This is a genomic window from Paenibacillus sp. J22P169 (assembly GCF_059691995.1).
In genome coordinates this window covers 733970-755139 of sequence record NZ_JCAUAO010000001.1, presented here as the reverse complement: position 1 = coordinate 755139, position 21170 = coordinate 733970, and the positions used below count along the sequence as shown (strand labels likewise).

The window sequence follows — 21170 nt, the reverse complement described above, 5'->3', positions numbered from 1 at the left end:
AAGGCTATGTATAAAGTAATGATTGTCGATGATGAACCGCTAATTCTAAAAGGTCTGCATGCGATTATCGACTGGAATCGTCACGGGCTACGCATTTTATCTCAGGCTGAAAGCGGCGAGGAAGCACTCGAGCGATTTCTGGAAGATCCCGTAGACATACTTATCACGGATATTTGTATGCAGGATATGAGTGGACTGCAGCTTATAGAAACCGTAAAATCCTTAGATTCAAACGTCAAATTTATCGTACTCAGCGGATATGACGATTTTCAATATGTAAAGGAAGGCATACGCCTCGGAATTGAGAATTATTTGATCAAGCCGATTGATGTCAAAGAACTGGAAGCAACGCTCGAAGCCTCCGTACTGAAGCTGGAGCAAGAGGGACTTCGCAGAAATCGATCCGCTGAAGAGAAGCAAATATTACGCAATAATGTATTTAATCGCTGGATGAGTCAGTCGATTTCAATGTCCGAACTGATGCATCGAGCAGAAATGATCGACATTTCGCTTTATGAACGATCCTATGCAGTTGTAATAGGGAGCCTTTTAAGGATTGAGCAAGAAGGTGAAGCCTTCTCTCAGGTAGTTCGCAACGAAATGATAGCCGAACTATTGGGTGAGGCGCAAGTGTTATCTGCCAAGCCCTTTTTATCCTATACAAACCAGTGGTTCATCAATCAGGAGGCCGATATTGTCATTCTATTCTCAGATGCCAATGGCTTCCTGCAGCGCGATGTTCTTTATCGAGAGTTGAAAGAGCTTCATAAGGTTATTATGGATAGGTGGCAGGTGGGCATGAGGTTCTCCATTGGACCAACAGTTCAAAGTCATACCGAGGTGCCTGAGAGTTACCGCACGGCTCAGGAACAACAGATTCGAAGCTCTATTCAAGGTGCCGCCACGATACTTGACGGTGAAAAGCCATACGCCAAGAAACCAAATATTGAGCTGCTTCAGGATCGTCTTGCTTTTACCTCTTTGCTCGCTAAGCGTGATCAGGAAGGGATACACAGATGGATCGATGACTCATTCGATAGGCTTAAAGAGCACAAAGACATCTCACTAGCAGATGTACAGGATGGAGCGCTGGACCTGCTGATCGTTATCGGTAAACAAGTCGGTATGAATCATTTCATGGAGACGTTCTCTCAACTTTTCAGAATTCGGAACTTTGAACAAATACGTCAGTTCGTCTTGAAATACGTCGATAAGCGGTTGGAAGCTATTAACTTCGAAGACAAAAATTTGAGTCCGGTTATACGCAAAATGGTTTCAGATATTCATGCGAATTATGAATCAGAGCTATCCTTGAAAACATTGGGAAATCGTTATCATGTTCATCCGATTTATTTGGGCCAATTATTTAAAAAAGAAATGGGCATCGGCTTTACGAATTATATGAACCAATATCGGATTCAGATCGCCAAGGAGCTGCTTTTAAACACGGATCTTAAAGCAAATGAAATTGCCTCTAAAGTCGGGTATATGGATTCGAATTATTTCTATAAACTGTTTACCAAATTAGTCGAGGTATCGCCGACTCATTTCCGAAATCTTCATCAAACAAATTTCTAAATATGCCGGCGTCCGTAAAATACGGCGTCGGTGTTTTATTTTTACATGAGGTTTATTAGAATCGAACGGTTCGTATTAGATTATTCCACTTTCTGAAAGTAAGATCCCGTAGGATAATAAAAGCATGTTGAAAGGCTCACTGGAAATCACTGCAACAACTTAGGCTGCTTAGATAGGAAGAGGGGAGTGGACAAATGCATTTGGCATGGAAGCAGTTATTGAGGAACAGGGCGTTTCTATTGATGGTGCTGCCGGGGACAATCTGGTTTCTCGTAATGAAATACCTGCCCATTTACGGGAATTTGATCGCTTTCCAACAATTCAGGTTTGATAGCAAAGGATTGTTTCACGGGATATGGAATGCGAAATGGGTAGGATTTGACAATTTTAAATTTTTGTTTCAGTCCAATGATGCTTTTATAATTACTCGTAACACATTGCTGTACAATTTAGTTTTTATTGTTCTGGGACTTGTTTTTCCGGTTACCATAGCAGTTGTTGTAAATGGTCTAAGAAATAAGCGCATGTCTAAGATTTATCAAACGGGTATAATGCTTCCGCATTTTCTTTCCTGGGTCGTTGTTAGTTATTTTGCATTTACTTTCCTGAGCATGGATAAAGGGATCATTAACAATATTCTTTCAGCTTGTGGACTTGAACCTAAAATGTGGTATACCGAAAAGTTATACTGGCCCTTTATTTTAACCTTTGCGCAAGTGTGGAAAACAATTGGATATTCCAGTGTCATTTACATAGCAGCCATTGCGGGTATCGACAGAACCTACTACGAAGCAGCCGTCATCGATGGTGCGAGTAAATGGCAGCAAATTATACATGTAACCATCCCACACTTAAAGCCACTAATGATTATTCTAACCATTCTTGCTGTCGGTCATATTTTTAATTCTGATTTCGGATTGTTCTATCAAGTGCCTGGAGAATCTGGAGTGTTATTCCCAGTCACGAACGTTATAGACACCTATGTATATCGAAGCATGAAGGAAATGGGAATGTTTAGTATGAGCGTTGCCGCAGGACTATATCAATCCATTGTAGGTTGTATTCTGGTTCTAGTCGCCAATTACGGGGTTCGAAAAATCAGCAAAGACGATGCTTTATTTTAAATGAAAGGAGATTCTTGTATGCATACCACGAATGTAACCAACCATGAGGCATTTTCGCGAGGATGGAACGTCTTCTGGAATATGATCATTGCATTGCTCGTTCTGGCATGTTTATTTCCCCTCGTGTTTACCATCATGATTTCGATTACAAGTGAACAGATGCTGGCTTTAAACGGCTATAGCTTCTGGCCTGAGCAATTGAGTATTTCCGCATATACCTATTTGTTCAAGGATTCCGGTGAAATGTTGAATTCTTTCTTCATTACAATTCTCGTTACCGTGATCGGCGTTATCTCAAGTCTGTTGTTCATTCTACCCTACGCGTATGCGATCTCTAGACCAGAATTTGCTTACCGTAAATTCTTTACTTTCCTTGCGTTCTTTACGATGCTTTTTAATGCAGGAATTGTCCCTTTCTACATGGTTGTCACACAATTGCTTCACTTAAAAGACACGATTTGGGCTCTTATTCTCCCTCTTAGTGTCAACGCCTTCTATATTATTGTCATGCGCACCTTCTACAAAACGACTATTTCTGAAGGGATGATTGAAGCAGCGAGGATTGATGGTGCTGGTGAGTTCACGATTTTAGTGAAAACGGTGCTGCCTATTTCGCTTCCCGGTATTGCAACGATTGGATTATTCAGCGCATTAGGTTATTGGAACGATTGGTTCAACGCCATGCTGTTTATCGATAATCCGCACTTGATGCCGCTTCAATATTTGCTTACCAAAATTCAAAATGATTTGCAGTATTTGCTAGAGAATACAAACACGATTAACACGATGAAAGTGGCAGATGAATTGCCACAGGAATCCATACGAATGGCTATGGTGGTCGTCGCAACGCTGCCGATCCTCCTGGCATATCCATTTTTTCAACGATTCTTTATCCAAGGTTTAACAGTAGGTTCCGTTAAGGGATAAAATTTAACGTACCGGTAGCAACAAGCAGCCCGGCTTTAAAGGATTCACACTAAAAAAGGAGGTTATTTCATGATTATTAGCAAACAGAAACATATTGGCCGAATCTTAGCTCCATTGTTGATAGTAACAACAATTCTAAGCGCTTGCGGCTCTGACAAAGAAGCAGCCCCAAGTCCGGCTGCAGAAGGCTCGGCTGCGACGACAGCTGCAAAAACAGCAGATCCAAGCACATTAAAGCCTTATGAATTGCAGCTTTATTTTGGAGGTAATCAACCGAGAGATACAGAGCTTGTTGAGAAAGAAGTCAACAAATATCTTCAGTCAAAGATTAACGCAACGGTAAAGATTAACTTCGTCCCATACGGAGATGTAAGCAAGAAGATTCCGGTTTTGCTGGCATCCGGTCAGAAAATTGACGTACTCTTTACGGATAATGGCTATTATTCTTCTCTGGCCTCCAAGGGAGCACTAACTCCTGTTAATGATCTGCTAAGTAAATATGGGCCGGATGCTCAGAAGTCGATGTACAACAAGTTCCTTGAATTGACTAAGATAAATGGGAAGAACTATGCGATTCAGAATCCAAAGGAAATCGCTTCTCAATTTGGCTGGCGTATTAATACAGATCTAGCTAAAAAAGATGGCATCGATGTGTCATCGGTTAATTCGATTGGGGGATTGGGTACTGCCCTTAAGCAAATGAAAGAGAAAGATCCAACGATGTACGCGCTGGAACCGAATGGGCGATTCTCATGGTATATCCCTTTTGATTATGTGCTTAATGATGCTGTCCCATTTGGTATGGTGTATGAGCCGATGGCGACGAATGGCAAGATCGTTAATATGTGGGAAACGCCTGAAGCTAAGAAGGCGCTTGCCCAATCGCGTGAATTTTACAAGGCAGGTTACATTCGCCCGGATATCGCAACGTATAAACGCCCAGCGGGTGAAGACAAGGCTGGGAAATGGTTAGCTGGTCTTATGCTCGGGATCCCAGCGGCTGATGTGATCTGGTCGAATAATACAGGACTTAATGTATCGTATGCGCCAATTGAAAAACCTGTCGTTAACACATCTTCCATTGAAGGATCGATGCTCACGATCCCGACGACTTCACAGGACCCGGAGAGAGCTATGATGTTTATTAATTTACTGCACGGGGATGTGTTCCTGCACAACTTGTTTGTTTATGGGATTGAAGGCACGCATTATGAGAAAATGGCTGGTTCCACAAATGTTATCAAATTGCTTCCGGCATATAGTGAAGGCTGGAAACCAGGATGGTATATGTTCGGAAACGGTTTCTTGACTTACTTGACCGAAGCCGATCCGATAGACAAATGGGATCAATTCAAGAAGTTCAATGACTCTGCAATCGTATCTCCTCTTGTAGGATTTACCTTCGATCCAACTCCGGTTCAGAATGAGATCGCTGCAATTACGAACATATCCGCTGAGATCAAAGCGCCACTCTTTACTGGTTCTGTTGATCCAGATGAGTTCTTGCCGAAGGCGATCGCAAAATTAAAAGCTGCAGGATCGGATAAGGTTATCGCTGAGATGCAAAAGCAATTTGATGCTTATAAAGCAACATTGAAATAAACTCATACATCGATTTTCTATAAAATAAAGGCCATCTGTCAAAGGATGGCCTTCAAACTAACTAGCATACATATGCCTGCTTCGATTGCGTAGCTGCACAAAACTTTCAGGAGGCAACAAACATGAACATTCAAAGTGTTGAAATCATGAGGCAGTCGACTCCGCTAAAGAAGCCGTTTAAAACAGCACTGCGAATCGTGTATAAAACGGAGTCTATTATTGTTCGAATCAAGACCAACGACGGCAGAGTAGGTTGGGGAGAGGCACCGGCGACCATTGTCATAACAGGTGACAGCATGGATAGTATTGAATCGGCTATCGTAAATACATTCACCCCCTTATTGATTGGCAAAAACCTGCTGGCCTACGAACGCATTCTGCAGGAAATTCAACAATCTATGATGGGCAATAGCAGTGCTAAAGCAGCAGTGGATATGGCTGTATACGATCTGGTCGCGCAGTACTGTGGGTTGCCCTTGTACCAGTTCCTTGGAGGTTATAAAGATCAGATAGAAACGGACTTCACGGTGAGTGTCAATTCGCCTAAGGAAATGGGAGAAGACGCGATTCGTTATGTGCGGGATGGCTTCAATGTACTGAAAATTAAAGTGGGTAAAGATAACATCCATGAGGATATCGAAAGAATCAAGGAAATCCGCAGCTGCGTTGGCAACAGTGTAAAAATTCGCTTAGATGCGAATCAGGGGTGGCAAGTGAAAGATGCTATCAGCACCATCCGCCGTATGGAGGACTTAGGCATTGATATTGAGCTGGTTGAGCAGCCAGTGAAAGCAGGCGACATCGAAGGATTGAAATTGGTCACAGATCATGTGGAAACTCTGATTATGGCAGATGAGAGTGTTTTTACTCCTGCACAGGCCTTTGAAGTGCTGAAACTCCGTGCAGCGGACCTAATTAATATTAAATTGATGAAATCCGGCGGTATTTACAAAGCGCAAATCATTAATCATATCGCAGAAGAATTCGGTGTCGAGTGCATGGTGGGCAGCATGATCGAATCCCGAGTGGCTGTAACTGCTGCAGCTCATCTTGCTGCTAGTAAAAAGAATATCACCCGCTGCGATTTCGATGCTCCGTTAATGATGCTTCAAGATATAGTGGTTGGTGGTGTGGAGTATAACGGGAGAGTAATGACCTTCTCCAAAACTGCTGGACTTGGTATTATAGATGTGGTCCACAGCCAAAGTGTAGTGGGTTCATGATGCCTGAGGAATCAGGCTTTTTTACCGCTTAAATGAACTTACATTACATGCAGGAAATCCTGTTGCAATCGGGGAAAAAGGAAATAATTTGATATTTTTACATGTTTTTCGCACTGAATGGGTAAACCAAGAAGGATTGCTTTCAAGCACAACCAATACAGGTTAGGAGTGAACCCCCACAAGCGTGCAAACATTACAGAAATCTTTGATGGTATTGCCGGATTTAAAGGACAAGGTGGCATTGGTTACCGGAGCAGGATCCGGTATTGGTCGGGCTGCCGCCGTGTTATTGGCGCAGCAAGGAATGAAAGTATGCCTTGTGGATTTGAAGGACGACCGGCTCGAGCAGACGAAACAAGAAATAGAATTAGCAGGCGGCCAGGTTATAACGGTAGACGTCGAAATCTCCGATCCGAACCGCGTTGAACAGGCGTTCGAGCAAACGGTAAAGACCTGGGGACGGCTAGATTTTGTCTTTGCCAATGCCGGCATCAATGGGGTTTTGGCCCCAATCGAAGACATGAAGCCAGAGGACTGGGATCGTACGCTTTTTGTCAATTTAAAAGGGACGTTCCTTTGCGTTAAACATGCGATTCCTCATATGAAAGAAATTGGCGGCAGTATAGTCATCACGAGTTCCATTAACGGAAGTCGCTCCTTCTCGGGGTTCGGGATGACAGCCTATAGCACATCAAAGGCAGGGCAAGTTGCATTTGCAAAAATGGCCGCGTTAGAATTGGCCCAGTACAAAATACGCGTCAACGCCATCTGCCCGGGGTCAATTAAGACCAATATTGGAGAAAATACGCAGCCGACGCCGGAGCTTGAGAAAATTAAAATTCCAATCAAGTACCCACAAGGTAACCAGCCATTGGAACACGCGCCTGGACAGCCTGAGCAAGTAGCCAATCTGGTAGCTTTCCTTGCCTCAGAAGTTTCTAACCATATCACTGGCACGGAACTGTTCATTGACGGCGCTGAATCGCTACTATAACTGTTTTATTGGTTGACAAATATGTTTTGAAATTAAATAGGCGTTCACTCAATAGAGTGAACGCTTATTTAATTAATTTAACTGGCTTTTACGATACTGAATGGGAGTAAATCCCGTTATCTGTTTAAAAATCTTACAAAAGTAAGGAAAATTAGGTATGCCAACCAAAGAACCGATCTGTTCTATCGATTTTGATTCTGTTTTTAACAACCAGCAAGCTTGTCTTATTCTTCGCGCGATCACATATTCGGTGATGCTTCCCCCTGTTTCGCTCCGAAATAACCGAGAGACATGGTTCTTAGATAGATGGAGTTCCTTCCCTAATTCAATTAAGTCAAAAGGTTCCGTATAATGCTCTTCGACCCAATTCATTATTTTTTCAGCATGGCTATCCGGACGTGCGACTCCTCCAAATCCTCCAATACGTAGTGAGATCAGATAGTCTAAAATGTTGAGAATCAGCATGGACGCAGTCTCGTGGTCTTCATCCTTTTCGTTCCAAACTGAAACCAAGTCATTGAATCGTTCAAGAACGCCTAACAAGTAAATCGATTCGCGTTCCTCACGGAACACCTGATTGGACATTTGACCCTTCCATACCTGCTCAAAAAAACGAGACAGCACAGTAAAGTTTTTTAGATATGGTGCAACAATGGAGGGTTCAAAGGTTAAAACTGTTCGTACATATGGATTTTGAGGATTGGCATCAAATTGGATACGGTGTAGCTGGAAGGGTTGTAAAATCACGACGCATCCTGCCTCTAAATTGTAAATCTTGCGATTTAGTGTCAGGGTTCCTTTTCCTTGATGGACAAATAAGACCTCAATCCCTTTATGATAATGGTAAGTAATGGGGGGACACTCTAAGGAAACATCTCTATATTTAATTCGTATCCCTCGGTTGTTTAGAACATGAAATACTTGTGCACGTTCATCCATTTGATTTATGTTTTTCAACGTTTATCACCATCCAACCATCTTTTTAAAAATATCAATTGAGTGATATTTTGTGAGTGATGAATATAACTTTTCTGACCAAAAAATAAGCTATGATAGTAGTGTCGATACCATCTAATTATACGTTGTAGTCATTATTGGTGACAATATTGCTTACAGAAATAAGGATTACAGACATTCGGAGGTGGGCATAGCATGACTTTCGTTTTAGCGACTCTACAAGAGGACGAATACACCGAGTTATTGGATGGCATCAAATATGTTCTGAAAGAATGCTATCAAATAACAGAAGACGAGGCGATGTTAGTTATTCATGAGGGTAGTGAACAAGCGCAAGAGTTGTTAAAGGACTATTTCACCTACTTAGATTCCATCCGTGAAATTATTAGCGGTATTAGGGACACACTGGATAAACATATGAATCTAGTGATTCAGGAAAAAGAATTACCAAATAAAATGATATATGAAGCAGCTGCGTGGCACGCGTTTGAATATGTAAGATGTTACTATAAAAGAACAGCTAATTCCGTGTAAAGACATTACCTACTAAAACATGAGGAAGGCGAAACATCCGATGGCAGTAAAATCAACGTACGTGTACATGTCCGTCTATTACTCGCTGATATTTATGGCGCTAGGTGCCTTCAGTAACTATATTCCGATCTATTACAACGACATCCAGCTTGATCATTTCCAGATTGGTCTGCTCTCGACCGCGGGAGCGATTACCGCGATGATCGCTCAGCCACGTTGGGGATTGGCAGCAGATAGAGCTGCATCGAAAAACCATCTGCTCCTTATGGCCTTGCTGCTGACTTCTATTCTCGTCTGGGCGCTGCCGGCAGCAGGTAATCGATTCTGGCTACTATTAGTGTGCACAATTGTGTTCGGCGCCGTTCAATGCGTGATCAACCCGCTCGGCGATACGATTACGCTGGAAATTTCCCGCAAGTTGGGATTTAACTTCTCACGCATCCGTACAGCAGGATCTGTCGGTTATGCCCTGATGGCAGTTATCGCTGGCTGGTTGCTGGACCGTAACCTGCATTATATGTTCCCGTTGTTCTCGGGGCTCGTATTCGTCGCCTTCCTGCTCGCTTGGAGCATCCCTAAGGTGGAAGGACATCAGACCAAGGCGAAAGTGGAATTGAAACAACTGTTTACCAGCAGAAAGCTTGTACTAATCTACTTGTACACGCTGGTGGTAAACTGTACACTGGGATTTTTTACGACGTTTCAAGCTGTCTACAGTAAGGAGCAGGGACTAAGCACGGCGCTGATCGGCCTTGGGGTCAGTATAGGTTCAGTCAGTCAGTTTCCGTTCATGCTGTTTTTTCAACCACTTTACCGAAGGTTCGGGATCTTTAAAATTTTGCTCTGCTCCGGAATTATCCTAGCCGTTCGGTGGTTACTGTTCAGCGGCTCCCTAAGCCCGGCCGTCTATTTGGCAACGTGGGTGTTGCACGGCGGGACGTTCATGCTGTTTTACTTATGTCTCGCCGAGTACGTGAGCACACATGTGCCCAAAGAGTTGAAAGCTAGCGGCCAAATGATGAATTCTTTGACGATGAACGCCATCAGTCGTACATTGGGTTCGCTGTTAGGCGGACTGTACGCCGGCTGGTTCGGCATCCGTTCAGGGTTTGTGGTCAGCTCCTTCGTCTGCATTGCTGCAGTGGCGTTGTTTTGGTATTACTACAGGTCAAACGATGAGGAATTAATGGAAATTGAAGGCGCCGGCCAATAGGTGTGCCTCATCATCAAGCTCAAGTTGTAGGTCAGTGCAAATAAATGACACGCAATCATAAAATTTTATAACTATAGTTTTACGGATGATGTGCTTATAGTTAGGGTATTAGCCCTAACTATAAGCACATTTTTTCATGAGGAGAGAACTAGATGCTGAATGTTCAGAACAAACGCACGTTGCTCTTGATTCACCATTCCCATACAGACATCGGGTATACCGACCGTCAGGAGAAGATTGAGCGCTATCACGTGGATTTTATTAAACAAGCGATCGTGCTGGCGGAAAAAGCAGAGACCGAGGGAAAAGAAGATAGATCCCAATTTCGTTGGACTTGTGAAACATTTTGGGCAGTGGAACGATTCCTAGAAAAAGCATCGCCGGAGTGGATCAGCCGTTTCGAGAATTCGGTACGGGGAGGCAGCATCGAGCTGTCCGGGTCATATTTGAACATGACGGAATTGATTGACGACGCTATTTTAACCCGCATGCTTAAGAAAGCGAGCGATTATGGACGCTCTCTGGATGTGGAAGTGAAGAGTGCCATGACGGCAGATATCAACGGATATAGCTGGGGGTTCGCCCAGTGTCTGGCCGATGCAGGCATGGAGAACCTATTTTCCTGCGTGCATACCCATCACGGGATGTTTCCACTTTTCCGAAAGCAAACACCTTTTTGGTGGGAAACAAAGAATGGCGACCGAGTACTGGTATGGAGCGGAGATCACTATATGCTGGGCAATGATCTAGGTGTGGCTCCACTAGCCGTCCATTCCTACAACATCCGAGACGAGCTTGCGCCGCCACCTGAGCCGGAAAACCATTGGCATATTGCGGAAACCCGCATTTCTCGGTACCTAAACAATTTAGATGCCGAAGGCTACGCTTGGGATTTCGTTCCGGTCATGGTGTCTGGCTTGATTACTGACAATGCTCCACCTAACGGTCAAATCGTAGATTTCGTAAGGGAATGGAACAGCCGAAACGAGACTCAGGTGGAGATGCAAATTTGCACGCTTCAATCGTTTTTTGATCTGCTGCGCCAATACGGAAACGACATTCCTACCCATAAAGGGGATTGGCCGGACTGGTGGGCGGACGGAGTGTCTTCCACGGCAGCGCACACTCAGGTCATGAGGCAGGCACAGCGTACATTGCGCGCAGTACGGCAGTTGGACCCGCAGTCGGCCGTAGCTGGAGAAGGCACTGTGGCCCAAGCCGAATACAATGTCATGATGTATGCTGAACACACCTGGGGATATTCTTCATCCGTTTACGAGCCTTGGAACCCGCTGGTACAAGCTCTTAATTTCCGTAAGGACGCTTATGCTGCTGAAGCCGGACGATTGTCTGGCATTGCTTTGGATCGAGTATTAGCTGCCAAAGGGGAAATATCCCCTGAGCTGGCTAGGCCGATGCGTTTTAAGGTGGTGAATCCGCATCCGTGGGCATGTGAAGATCTCGTACAGCTGCCGATCGATTATTGGGAATTCCCCAAGCTGAAGCAAGGGCTAAAGGTCACGGAGGAATCCGAAGGGAGCGGAAGCGTAGTAGCTCATCAGGTACATTCAGTAGCCCGCGGAAAAAACGTATGCGTGCAAGTAAGCTTAAAGGCTGGAGAAGAAAAGATGTATTCGATCCAACCTTCACCCGAACACCCGACGACTACAACGAACAACATCGTGCTTCATGGTGCTGACGGCGTGTCGGATTTGAACCCGATGCCAAGCATTCATGTGAAGCCGAAACTTAATATTACTGAAACCGGCTTGGAAACTCCCTTTGTTCGTATATCCTGGGAGATCGGATTAGGGATAACAGAATGGACCAATGTCCAAGCTGACATATCATTACTGCGCAACGATCGGGAGCATAATCCGTTTACGCCGGTTTATGAGATAACCCCAGCCGATCATGCCAATGACATGACGGGCGTCCGATTCCGTATGGGCCGCAACCGTAAGGGCAACAATGCGATTCGAACTACAGGACGTCTCGTTCGGGCCAAACGTACGGCAATCGGGCCATTGTTCGGAACCGTGGAACTGCTGTATGAAGTGCCAGGAGCCAGCCATTACTCTATGCTGCTCACCACCTATGCGGATTCGCCACGAGTAGATGTAGCCGTTAGACTCCATAAGGACAGCGTGTGGGAGCCTGAGAACCTGTACATCGCGCTGCCCTTCCGAAGCGGAGACTCCAAATCCTCGGAGCTTTGGATTGAGAAAACAGGCTCCGTTCTGCGACCGCGCAAAGATCAATTGCCAGGAACAGGAACCGACTTTTATTGCATTCAAGAAGGACTGGCATTTGTAGGGGACGAACATGGCTTGTGCATAGCGACGCCGGATACACCGATTATCCAGCTAGGACCGCTTGAGAATAGACCTCGGTTGCTGCAAGGGCATCCAGAGCTTGAACAAGACAGGGCACAGTTATATTCTTGGGTTCTCAATAACTATTGGGAAACGAATTTTAAAGCTTCGATCGGCGGCTTTTATGAATTCAGATATTTTGTGAGTTGGGGTGAAGCCAGCAAGACTGGCGAATCGCCAGAATTCTGGATCCAGCGATGCCACAGTATGAATATCAGTCCGCTCAGCTTCCGGATCGGAAATTAGCAAACATATGCCAGCACTGGAGGGAAACCCATGTCATTGAATCAAAGGCCCAACATTTTGTTCATTACTACCGATCAGCAGCGATACGACGCAATCGGTTACGACGACCGAACCAAGGTAAGGACACCTTGTCTAGATCGATTAGCCGAAAATGGCGTGAAATTCGAAGCGGCCTATACGACGTTCCCCGTATGCGGTCCAGCTCGTTCAAGCATTCTTTCCGGACTGTATGGAAGGACGCATAAGGTGAACTTTGCGACTGCGGGACGGAACGGGTTAGAAGAAGGGGAGTGGACATTTGTCCGTGAGCTGCGTGATGCTGGCTACCGAACAGCTGCAATTGGCAAGATGCATTTCTTCCCAATGTACGCAGATCACGGGTTTGATGTCATGCGACTTGCTGAACACGACCCGCACCAGCCTGGTTGCTTCGTTGACGATGACTATCATCGGGAGCTGGCAGAGAAGGGGTTGAAGGATATCCAAGAGGAATGGCAGTTCCCAAGTCGATTCGTAAATGCCTCAGAAGAATACAGACAGAACCTGCAGGCGGTACCGTTCCAACTGCCAGAACCGCTCCACAGTACGTCTTGGATCGGGGATGAAGCAGTCCGTTATTTGCAAGAAGAGAGCGAGAAGCCTTATTTTATGTGGGTTTCCTTCCTAAGGCCTCATCATCCGTTCAATCCGCCTGTACCATACGATAAGATGTACCCTCAGGCTTCCTTGAACGTTCCAGATCCGTCGAAGGGCTGGGAGTCGCTGCCGGAACACACACATCCGTTCTTCAACATTCGCTCATCCAACGGAGTTTATAATTTGCAGGGGCTGGACGAAAGCTTGCTTCAAAAAATTACGTCGTATTACTATGGCTCGATCACTCATATTGACGATTATATCGAACAAATTTTGAACCATGTCGATTTCGACAACACGCTAATTGTGTTTACTTCCGACCATGGAGAATTTCTAGGACATCGCGGAAGGTTGCTTAAGGACCCTCCAGTTCCACTGGACGATTTGGCACGTGTTCCAATGGTGTCCATGTGGAAGGGGCATTGGGAAGGGAACCAGACGTTTCGAATGCCAGTAAGCCTCGCAGATTTGGCTCCGACATTTCTGGAAGCGGCCGGTATTGAAGTGCCACCTTCGGTAGAAGGAAGGTCGCTAGTCGATCTGCTGAAGCACCCTGAGGAAGCTGCTGAACGTCCCGTCTATTGCGAAACGCACGCCGGGCTTTCTTCTGTCATGGTCCGTTTGCGCGAATGGAAATATATATGGTACAACAAGCAACAAATTGCTCAATTGCACAATATGGACAGTGACCCTATGGAATTGGTCAACTTATCTGGCCAACCGGATTTGAAGGAGCTGGAGAGCAATTTACACAGGCTGATGGAAGAGTTTCAAGAGGGGCATGCAGGGAGGAGCGTAACATGAGGCCGAATTGGATTAGCGATCAATTGAGGGTAAACGCTTATATGGATGGCCATTGGGAGCGAATCGCACTGTCGTCTTCAGAACCGGATGCCAATTACGGAACAACATCGGATGGAGCGGTATACCGAATAGCTTTCTCCGATGAGCAGCTCATTGCGGGTGCACTACATATGTCCGCTGTGGAAATCCATGTCACACCTGGCGCATCGATGCAAATCGCTGCCATCCAAGCTGAGTTTCCTGTAGACGGTACGATGTCATGTATTTGGAAGCCGCATTTATGTCCGACTGAGGGAATGACAATCGGAGACAAGGTATTTCGTTCCCCTGCCATTGTCGTGGAGAATGAAAATAGAATTGCCGCCTTGCTTCCAGATCTAGATCACCTCGCAAAGAATCGAAAGATCCCGAATATTATGGACTATGTATTAGATGGTCATTATCTCCTTTACGGGTGCTCGGATTATATAGAGAAAGGTCATGTCTACTACGACATGACTCCGACCCCCCATACGTTTGCAGAGGACAACACCTGTCTTACGCTGCGCTTCTACTTGGCGGAATGGGCGAAGTCCCCTAACACCTCAAGAGATTTGCGGCCTATTGAGCAAGCTCTATGGGAGCTATTCGGAAAGGGGAACATGCTGGATAACGGCATGCCGTCCTTGCCTGATTTAGAGCCTTATGCCATGCACACTTATGCGTGGGCATTCGACCGCTGGAAGGATGTTTGCTGGCAGCAATTCACCCTCAACGGAAACGAGGTTGGCGGCGTTGTTTTCATCGTAAAAGCCAAACAAAAGCCGGGCCTCGGCCAGGAACACATTTGGCGTGAACCCAAAAGCTTATGGAATCAGGCATGGTTCTGCAGCCTGCGAAGCTCCTACGGCTATTACTTATGGGGACAAAGCAAAGGTAGGCAGGATTGGATAGACAAAGCGCTGCTGTCCTTGGAATTCGCCTTGCAGGCTCCCCAATCAGGCGGGCTGTTTCCCGGTTATTACCGGGCTGGAGAAGATCAACGCTGGGATAGTGGGCAATGGATCATGTCTCCTCCGAGAAGGCCGCAAGGGCACGAGAATTTCATTCATTTGCTCGACTCTTCATGGACTTGTATTTGGTTATTAAAATGGTACCGAGATTTGAAGCAAGACTTGCGGATTCTAGATTATGTTGAAGCTTATATCAATCGGCTTATGACTTTACAGAACGAGAATGGCAGTTTCCCCGCCTGGATCGATCCGGACACTTCGTATGCATCGCCTTATTTGCAGGAAAGTCCGGAAAGCTCGATCCACATGCAGCTATTATGCTTGTGGCATCAAATACGTCCAGATGTTAATGCTATTCAAGCTGCTGAGAATACGGCAAAGTTCATAAGTAATCACATACTTCCACAGGGAAGATGGGAAGATTTCGAAACCTACTGGTCCTGTTCCAAGCAGTGGGACGGCAAGCAATATGGCGAGTTAGACTCTAGGAGCGGACTGTACAATCAGTGCACTTTCGGCATGTATTGGACGGCAGAAGGCTTTAAAGAGCTCTTCCTTGTCACGTCCAATCGTCATTATTTGGAGCTAGGGGAACAGGTATTGGCTGAATTGTCGTTGTACCAGCAAATTTGGCAGCCTCCATACTTCCCAGTACCAACGATTGGCGGCTTCGGGGTTATGAACTGTGACGATGAATGGAACGATGCCCGACAAAGCTTATTTGCCCTCACTTATTTGGACTACTTCAGGCTCACAGGCAATCCGTCTTACGAAGCAAGAGGTCTTTGGGCGATGAAGGCGTCCTTCTATATGATGTATTGTCCAGAGAATCCGATCGTGAAGCGAATGTACGAGAATGTACACCCTCATTTCAACGAATTGGACTACGGCTTTCACATGGAGAACTTTAACCATCATGATCGTACGGCGGTTGATGGAATCGGAGAGTTCACGATTTTCGACTGGGGTAATGGGGCAGCTGCAGCTGCACTTGGGGAACTGCATTTCGGACAAAAGAAATCTGGAAAGGGGAATCAAGCATGAAAGGAATCCTAAGCGGAATATCCAGACTGCAAGACGGAATTCAAACGAAACGTATTTCTAGCTATGACAAAACCGGAGGCAACCGAGACTGTATTCAAATTGAACCAGGAGAAACCGCCGTTATCGCAGATATTTCGGGAGCAGGCATCATTAAGCATATATGGATAACGTTTCGAAGCATTGACCCGTTAATGCGGCGAAACAGCATCATCCGCATGTATTGGGATGGAGAGGAGCATCCAAGCGTGGAAGCACCTCTTGGGGATTTTTTCGGACAAGGCTGGGGGGAAGAGTATTCCCTGTTGTCGCTTCCGTTTGCTGCGGCACCCAAGCAGGGGAAAGCTCTAAACTGCTATTTCCCGATGCCTTTTCAAGATGGCGCGAGGATTACGATCGAAAATCAATCCGATGCCGCTTTTTCAAGCTTTTATTACTACATCGATTATGAGCGGCATGAGTCTATACCTGCTGAAGAAGGTCGTTTTCATGCTTGGTGGAATCGGGAATTGACCGAGGTTCATCCTTCCGAGGGGGAGACGGAATGGGGCCTTATTGCACCGCAAGGAAGCAACCAGTCCGATAAAAACAATTATGTTTTTGCAGATATTGCCGGCAAAGGGCATTTCGTGGGTATCCATTATTATGTCGATAATCCAGGTCCGATGTGGTACGGCGAAGGGGACGATATGTGGATCATTGACGGGGAAGATTGGCCTGGGTCACTGCATGGAACAGGAACTGAGGACTTTTTCAACAGCTCATGGTGTCCGAACGAGCTTTATCAGCATCCCTATTTTGGCTATGCGCGTATTCCGGATAAGCTTGGATGGATGGGAAGAACGCACTGCTACCGTTTTTTTCTCGAGGACCCCATTTTCTTCGAAAAATCGCTTAAAGCAAGCATCGAGCACGGGCATGATAACAACCTGACGCTTGATTTGTGCACCGTTTCCTATTGGTACCAGACAGAGCCGCATCGTATTTTCCCGGCTATTCCAGGAAAAATATTACGGCAGAACATGCCAGAGGTTACAACCAGGGATGTTCACCGTTGGAGGCACGCTTGGAGAGAATTTATGGGTGGGAGCCCGGTTCTTTGGGGGAACGAGAAGAAAGATTAAGGGGTAGACATCGACTATCTGTAATCGGTCAAACAATAAGAAAGTGTCACCTGATCGATAAATAATGTAACTGTTAGATAAGACGACCCGCCTATACAATAAAGTTAGTAATGCAAGCGGATTCAACTTAGAGAGAAGGGAGAAGTAACATGCTGCAGAAAATAAGGACATTGCAACAGACAAGAGGGTTGTCCCTGAATAAAGGAAAGTTGTTAAAAGAGATCTGGAAGCACAAAGTATTCTATATGTTTATGCTGCCTGGCGTTGTCTGGTTTCTAATATTCGCATACGTTCCGATGTATGGGCTTACATTGGCCTTTAAAGATTATCATTTCGATCTTGGCATGTTCGGCAGCCCATGGGCTGGATTCAGGTACTTTCATGAATTTTTTGTATTCTATCAATTCAAGGAAATTATTCGCAACACGATCGTGATCAGCGGATTGAAGCTTTTGATAGGATTTCCGGCACCGATATTTCTCGCGATCTTGCTGAACGAGGTTCGCCACGCTATTTTTAAAAGAAGCGTACAAACGATTTCCTACTTGCCTCACTTCATTTCATGGGTAGTTGTGGCAACGCTCATGATTCGGATTTTTACGCCAGATGGAGGTCCAGTCAACGAACTGCTTGCCTCGTTAGGATTTGAGAAAATCTTTTTTATGGGGGAAAAAAGCTACTTCTATCCGATGATCATTCTATCATCCGTATGGAAGGGAATTGGCTTCGGTTCCATCATCTATTTGGCCGCTATCGCGGGAATCGACCCTCAAATGTATGAAGCAGCCAGAATTGACGGCGCAAGCCGATTACAGCAAATGATTCACATCACTTTGCCAGGATTAAAGACGGTTGCGGTTACACTGTTTATTCTCGATGTAGGCGGGCTCATGTATGCCGGTTATGAGCAACTTTACTTGCTTGGCAATCCGGCCGTTGCTTCAATTGGAACGATTCTTGATACCCATGTCATCCAGTCAGGATTGAAGCAAGGCAGATTTGGCTACGCTACTGCGGCGGGGCTGTTCCAAAGTGTTATCGGTCTTATTCTAGTTATCATAACAAACCGAATAAGCAAACGAGTAAACGGAGTATCCGTCTGGTAAGGAGGATTATATGAGAAATAAATGGACTTTGGGCGATACTCTAATCTATGCCTTTCTTATCATTCTTTCTGTAACAACGCTCTATCCTTTCATTTATGTCATTGTGTACTCGTTAAATGAAGGGACAGACTCCATGAGAGGCGGAATTTATCTGTGGCCCAGGAAATTCACGCTAGACAATTATTTTACCGTTATGAAAGATGTAAAGATCTTACAGGCCTATTATATTACGATAGCCCGAACCGTGATCGGCACGTTCTTGCATGTGTTTTTAAATGCTTTGTTCGCTTACGCATTGACCAAGCATTCCATGCCGGGAAGAAAAATTTTCGTCATGTTGATCTTTTTGCCAGTTCTATTCCATTCTGGATTCATCCCACATTTCATTCTGTTCCGTGAACTCGGACTCATCAATACCTTCTGGGTTTACATCATTCCTTCCTTGTACAGCTTCTTCCATATCATCATTCTGAGAACCTTCTTTGACCAGCTACCCGAAGGATTGATTGAGTCAGCGAGGATCGACGGCTGTAATGAAGTCGGTATTTACTTCCGGATTATCCTTCCTCTGTCCGGACCGGTTATGGCTACGATCGCTTTGTTTGTCGGGGTAGGACACTGGAATGATTGGTTTACCGGTACATTCTACGTAAATAATGAAAAATTGATTCCGGTTCAAACGCTGCTTCAGCAGCTGCTAACACAATCACAGGCTCTAGCGGAAGCGGCGGCAGGGACTAACAGTTCCGCTTCAGCGCAATTCGCAGATGCGATGACGACGACGCCTGAGGCCTTGCGTATGACTACACTTGTCATTGCCGTATTACCTATCATGTGTGTGTATCCGTTCCTGCAGAAATATTTTGTAAAAGGGGCTATGATTGGTTCGATCAAAGGATAATGATCCTTTCTACCAGAGGATATTATCATATATTTAGCTGATACCAACAAGGAGGGAAGAAAGGTGAGCAAAGGGGCAAAGAAAAGCACGATATTTCTTCTGATTTTCGGTTTGTTCGCTACAATGTTGTCTGCATGCAGCAATGAAGTTGCTACTCCTGAACCAAGTACGGGAAATACGCCGAAAGCTTCTGACAAGCCGAAAGACGTTACTTTGACCGTGATGGCGAATTGGCCAGGTGGGGATGCGTTTCTTTCGAAGGATCAAGTCAACAATCCAGTGGCTAAAGTGATCAAAGAGAAAACAGGTGTTACTTTAAAAATCGAAGTAACCAAGGTTTCTACCATTGAGAAGTTGAACACGATGTTCGCTACAGGCGATCTTCCAGACATCTATGTTGGACCAGCATGGGGCGACGAGCTCAATATTATGAAAAAAGCCGCAGAGCAGGGTCAAATTGTCGAAATTTCCAATCAGCTTGGCAAGTATCCAACCCTGACGAAGAACGTTAGCAATGACTTAATGCCTAAAGATATATTTAATTCCTATCATAGCTTTGCGAATAACAAGCAATACTTCATGTACAACCGTTATCCGGCAAAGCCTGAGGATATTAAGGATTGGCTACACGGCTTATATGTGAGAAAAGATATTGCACAGAAGGTTGGAGTGGACCCGCAAAGCGTGCACTCGCCTGAAGAGCTTTACAACTTCCTCAAGAAAATTAAAGACGCTAACATTCAGGAAAAAGGCAAAACAATTATACCGCTTGGATCCGCTGCGAACGGATGGGCGTTGTTCTTAACCAACAAGATGTTCTATAACTTCCTGGGCTTCAAGATGGATAACGGAACTGCGCAATACGGCTTCATGACGCCGGAAGTAGAGAAGCAGATTCTGTACATGCGCAAATTGATTTCCGAAGGCTTAGTAGACCCTGAAGCATATACACAAACGACGGCGATCGCGGACGAAAAGGCACTTCAAGGACGCTACGCGGTCATTGCTGCACACTTGTATAATCTAGTTAACCGAAAAATTATTTCAACTGTTGAAAAAGACAATCCTAATGCGGTTTACGTTCCGCTTGGACCACTTAATAATGCAGCTGGCGATCCATATCGCCATACCATTAAAGCAGAAGGCGACAATCTTGTAGCGCTAACGAAAAAAAATACGGATCCAGAAGCATCCTTGCGATTGCTTGAGTTCCTTGCATCTGACGCAGGCTGGATGCTAACCAACTACGGAGTCGAAGGCGTGCACTACGATATGGTAAACGGCAAACCTGTAGCAAAGAAAGAATGGGTAGAAAAGGAAAAAGCGACACCAGGAACGCTGCTTCAAGAAGGCTTTGGCAATCAAAGTATCTATACATTTATGGCTGGTCTGAACCGCACGTACTCATTGGCAGGCGGACCATTCGGGTACCAGTATGACGAAACGTTCAAACGTATAACGGACGCTCAGAAGATCATGCGCAAAAATGGCGTAGAGCTCCTGCAGGGCAGAAACCCGGCAATTGCGGAGTATAAAGATTACCAGAAGCTGAAGCCAGTGTTGGATCAAATCGATCCGGTCACCAAGCAGGCTTACTATGCAAAAACAGAAGAAGAGGCCAAGAAGCTGATTAACAACCTGCGAAACGAGTTGGAGAAAGCTGGCATTAAAGAGCTAGAGAAATGGGCAACGGAAGAAGACAAGAAGGATCCGTTTACCAAATATAAGACTGATTGATACAGTCAAGGACCGTCCGGCGATCCGGACGGTCTTTTTCTAAAATCCATTAAGGA

Annotated in this window: 16 protein-coding genes; 15 read left to right on the top strand and 1 reads right to left on the bottom strand. The window is 45.3% G+C overall.

All coding sequences use genetic code 11. The features are described 5' to 3' along the window. Positions 1 to 6: 6 nt before the first annotated feature. The 6 genes from AC58QG_RS03660 to AC58QG_RS03635 all read left to right on the top strand — a co-directional run bounded on the left by AC58QG_RS03660 (position 7) and on the right by AC58QG_RS03635 (position 7448). Positions 7 to 1578 carry a response regulator gene (locus AC58QG_RS03660; RefSeq protein ID WP_497360745.1) on the top strand — a complete coding sequence of 524 codons (1572 nt, stop codon included), beginning with the start codon at positions 7 to 9 and terminating at the stop codon, positions 1576 to 1578. Between the two features lie 194 nt (positions 1579 to 1772). Continuing rightward, a complete protein-coding gene (locus AC58QG_RS03655; protein ID WP_497360744.1) occupies positions 1773 to 2702 on the top strand; it encodes an ABC transporter permease in 930 nt (309 codons plus the stop codon). An 18-nt stretch (positions 2703 to 2720) separates the two neighbouring features. After that, complete coding sequence (locus tag AC58QG_RS03650) at positions 2721 to 3629, top strand: carbohydrate ABC transporter permease (protein ID WP_497360743.1); 909 nt, start codon at positions 2721 to 2723, stop codon at positions 3627 to 3629. A gap of 69 nt (positions 3630 to 3698) precedes the next feature. Then, positions 3699 to 5231: an ABC transporter substrate-binding protein gene (locus AC58QG_RS03645; RefSeq protein WP_497360742.1), complete on the top strand. Its 1533-nt coding sequence runs from the start codon at positions 3699 to 3701 to the stop codon at positions 5229 to 5231. Positions 5232 to 5353: 122 nt separating this feature from the next. Next, positions 5354 to 6454, top strand: a complete 1101-nt coding sequence (locus AC58QG_RS03640) for a dipeptide epimerase (RefSeq protein ID WP_497360741.1) — start codon at positions 5354 to 5356, stop codon at positions 6452 to 6454. A gap of 208 nt (positions 6455 to 6662) precedes the next feature. Continuing rightward, positions 6663 to 7448, top strand: coding sequence for an SDR family oxidoreductase (locus AC58QG_RS03635; RefSeq protein WP_497362770.1), 786 nt, complete (start codon positions 6663 to 6665; stop codon positions 7446 to 7448). A 72-nt stretch (positions 7449 to 7520) separates the two neighbouring features. Here AC58QG_RS03635 and AC58QG_RS03630 read toward each other — a convergent pair whose 3' ends face one another. Further along, positions 7521 to 8405 carry an AraC family ligand binding domain-containing protein gene (locus AC58QG_RS03630; protein WP_497360740.1) on the bottom strand — a complete coding sequence of 295 codons (885 nt, stop codon included), beginning with the start codon at positions 8403 to 8405 and terminating at the stop codon, positions 7521 to 7523. Between the two features lie 195 nt (positions 8406 to 8600). Between AC58QG_RS03630 and AC58QG_RS03625 the strand changes: the two genes are divergently transcribed. The 9 genes from AC58QG_RS03625 to AC58QG_RS03585 all read left to right on the top strand — a co-directional run bounded on the left by AC58QG_RS03625 (position 8601) and on the right by AC58QG_RS03585 (position 21114). Next, on the top strand, positions 8601 to 8939 hold the full coding sequence (locus AC58QG_RS03625; RefSeq protein ID WP_497360739.1) for a hypothetical protein: 339 nt from the start codon (positions 8601 to 8603) through the stop codon (positions 8937 to 8939). A gap of 19 nt (positions 8940 to 8958) precedes the next feature. Next, on the top strand, positions 8959 to 10152 hold the full coding sequence (locus AC58QG_RS03620) for an MFS transporter (RefSeq protein WP_497360738.1): 1194 nt from the start codon (positions 8959 to 8961) through the stop codon (positions 10150 to 10152). Positions 10153 to 10304: 152 nt separating this feature from the next. Next, positions 10305 to 12773, top strand: a complete 2469-nt coding sequence (locus tag AC58QG_RS03615) for a glycoside hydrolase family 38 N-terminal domain-containing protein (RefSeq protein WP_497360737.1) — start codon at positions 10305 to 10307, stop codon at positions 12771 to 12773. A 30-nt stretch (positions 12774 to 12803) separates the two neighbouring features. Beyond that, positions 12804 to 14213, top strand: coding sequence for a sulfatase family protein (locus AC58QG_RS03610; protein WP_497360736.1), 1410 nt, complete (start codon positions 12804 to 12806; stop codon positions 14211 to 14213). Next, positions 14210 to 16249 carry a hypothetical protein gene (locus AC58QG_RS03605; protein ID WP_497360735.1) on the top strand — a complete coding sequence of 680 codons (2040 nt, stop codon included), beginning with the start codon at positions 14210 to 14212 and terminating at the stop codon, positions 16247 to 16249. The genes AC58QG_RS03610 and AC58QG_RS03605 overlap by 4 nt, the downstream gene beginning before the upstream one ends. Further along, a complete protein-coding gene (locus AC58QG_RS03600; RefSeq protein ID WP_497360734.1) occupies positions 16246 to 17370 on the top strand; it encodes a glycoside hydrolase family 172 protein in 1125 nt (374 codons plus the stop codon). The genes AC58QG_RS03605 and AC58QG_RS03600 overlap by 4 nt, the downstream gene beginning before the upstream one ends. 149 nt (positions 17371 to 17519) lie before the next feature. Next, positions 17520 to 18476: an ABC transporter permease gene (locus tag AC58QG_RS03595; RefSeq protein ID WP_497360733.1), complete on the top strand. Its 957-nt coding sequence runs from the start codon at positions 17520 to 17522 to the stop codon at positions 18474 to 18476. 10 nt (positions 18477 to 18486) lie between these two features. Then, the gene (locus tag AC58QG_RS03590) at positions 18487 to 19377 is read left to right on the top strand and encodes a carbohydrate ABC transporter permease (protein ID WP_497360732.1); all 891 of its coding nucleotides are present in this window, start codon (positions 18487 to 18489) and stop codon (positions 19375 to 19377) included. A gap of 63 nt (positions 19378 to 19440) precedes the next feature. After that, a complete protein-coding gene (locus AC58QG_RS03585; RefSeq protein WP_497360731.1) occupies positions 19441 to 21114 on the top strand; it encodes a type 2 periplasmic-binding domain-containing protein in 1674 nt (557 codons plus the stop codon). The last annotated feature ends 56 nt before the right edge of the window (positions 21115 to 21170 follow it).

Coding starts and splice junctions, on each gene's coding strand:
- AC58QG_RS03635 (WP_497362770.1), top strand. CDS start 6,663: ATGGTATTGCCGGATTTAAAGGACAAGGTGGCATTGGTTACCGGAGCA.
- AC58QG_RS03640 (WP_497360741.1), top strand. CDS start 5,354: ATGAACATTCAAAGTGTTGAAATCATGAGGCAGTCGACTCCGCTAAAG.
- AC58QG_RS03625 (WP_497360739.1), top strand. CDS start 8,601: ATGACTTTCGTTTTAGCGACTCTACAAGAGGACGAATACACCGAGTTA.
- AC58QG_RS03655 (WP_497360744.1), top strand. CDS start 1,773: ATGCATTTGGCATGGAAGCAGTTATTGAGGAACAGGGCGTTTCTATTG.
- AC58QG_RS03605 (WP_497360735.1), top strand. CDS start 14,210: ATGAGGCCGAATTGGATTAGCGATCAATTGAGGGTAAACGCTTATATG.
- AC58QG_RS03590 (WP_497360732.1), top strand. CDS start 18,487: ATGAGAAATAAATGGACTTTGGGCGATACTCTAATCTATGCCTTTCTT.
- AC58QG_RS03650 (WP_497360743.1), top strand. CDS start 2,721: ATGCATACCACGAATGTAACCAACCATGAGGCATTTTCGCGAGGATGG.
- AC58QG_RS03595 (WP_497360733.1), top strand. CDS start 17,520: ATGCTGCAGAAAATAAGGACATTGCAACAGACAAGAGGGTTGTCCCTG.
- AC58QG_RS03615 (WP_497360737.1), top strand. CDS start 10,305: ATGCTGAATGTTCAGAACAAACGCACGTTGCTCTTGATTCACCATTCC.
- AC58QG_RS03620 (WP_497360738.1), top strand. CDS start 8,959: ATGAGGAAGGCGAAACATCCGATGGCAGTAAAATCAACGTACGTGTAC.
- AC58QG_RS03610 (WP_497360736.1), top strand. CDS start 12,804: ATGTCATTGAATCAAAGGCCCAACATTTTGTTCATTACTACCGATCAG.
- AC58QG_RS03600 (WP_497360734.1), top strand. CDS start 16,246: ATGAAAGGAATCCTAAGCGGAATATCCAGACTGCAAGACGGAATTCAA.
- AC58QG_RS03660 (WP_497360745.1), top strand. CDS start 7: ATGTATAAAGTAATGATTGTCGATGATGAACCGCTAATTCTAAAAGGT.
- AC58QG_RS03645 (WP_497360742.1), top strand. CDS start 3,699: ATGATTATTAGCAAACAGAAACATATTGGCCGAATCTTAGCTCCATTG.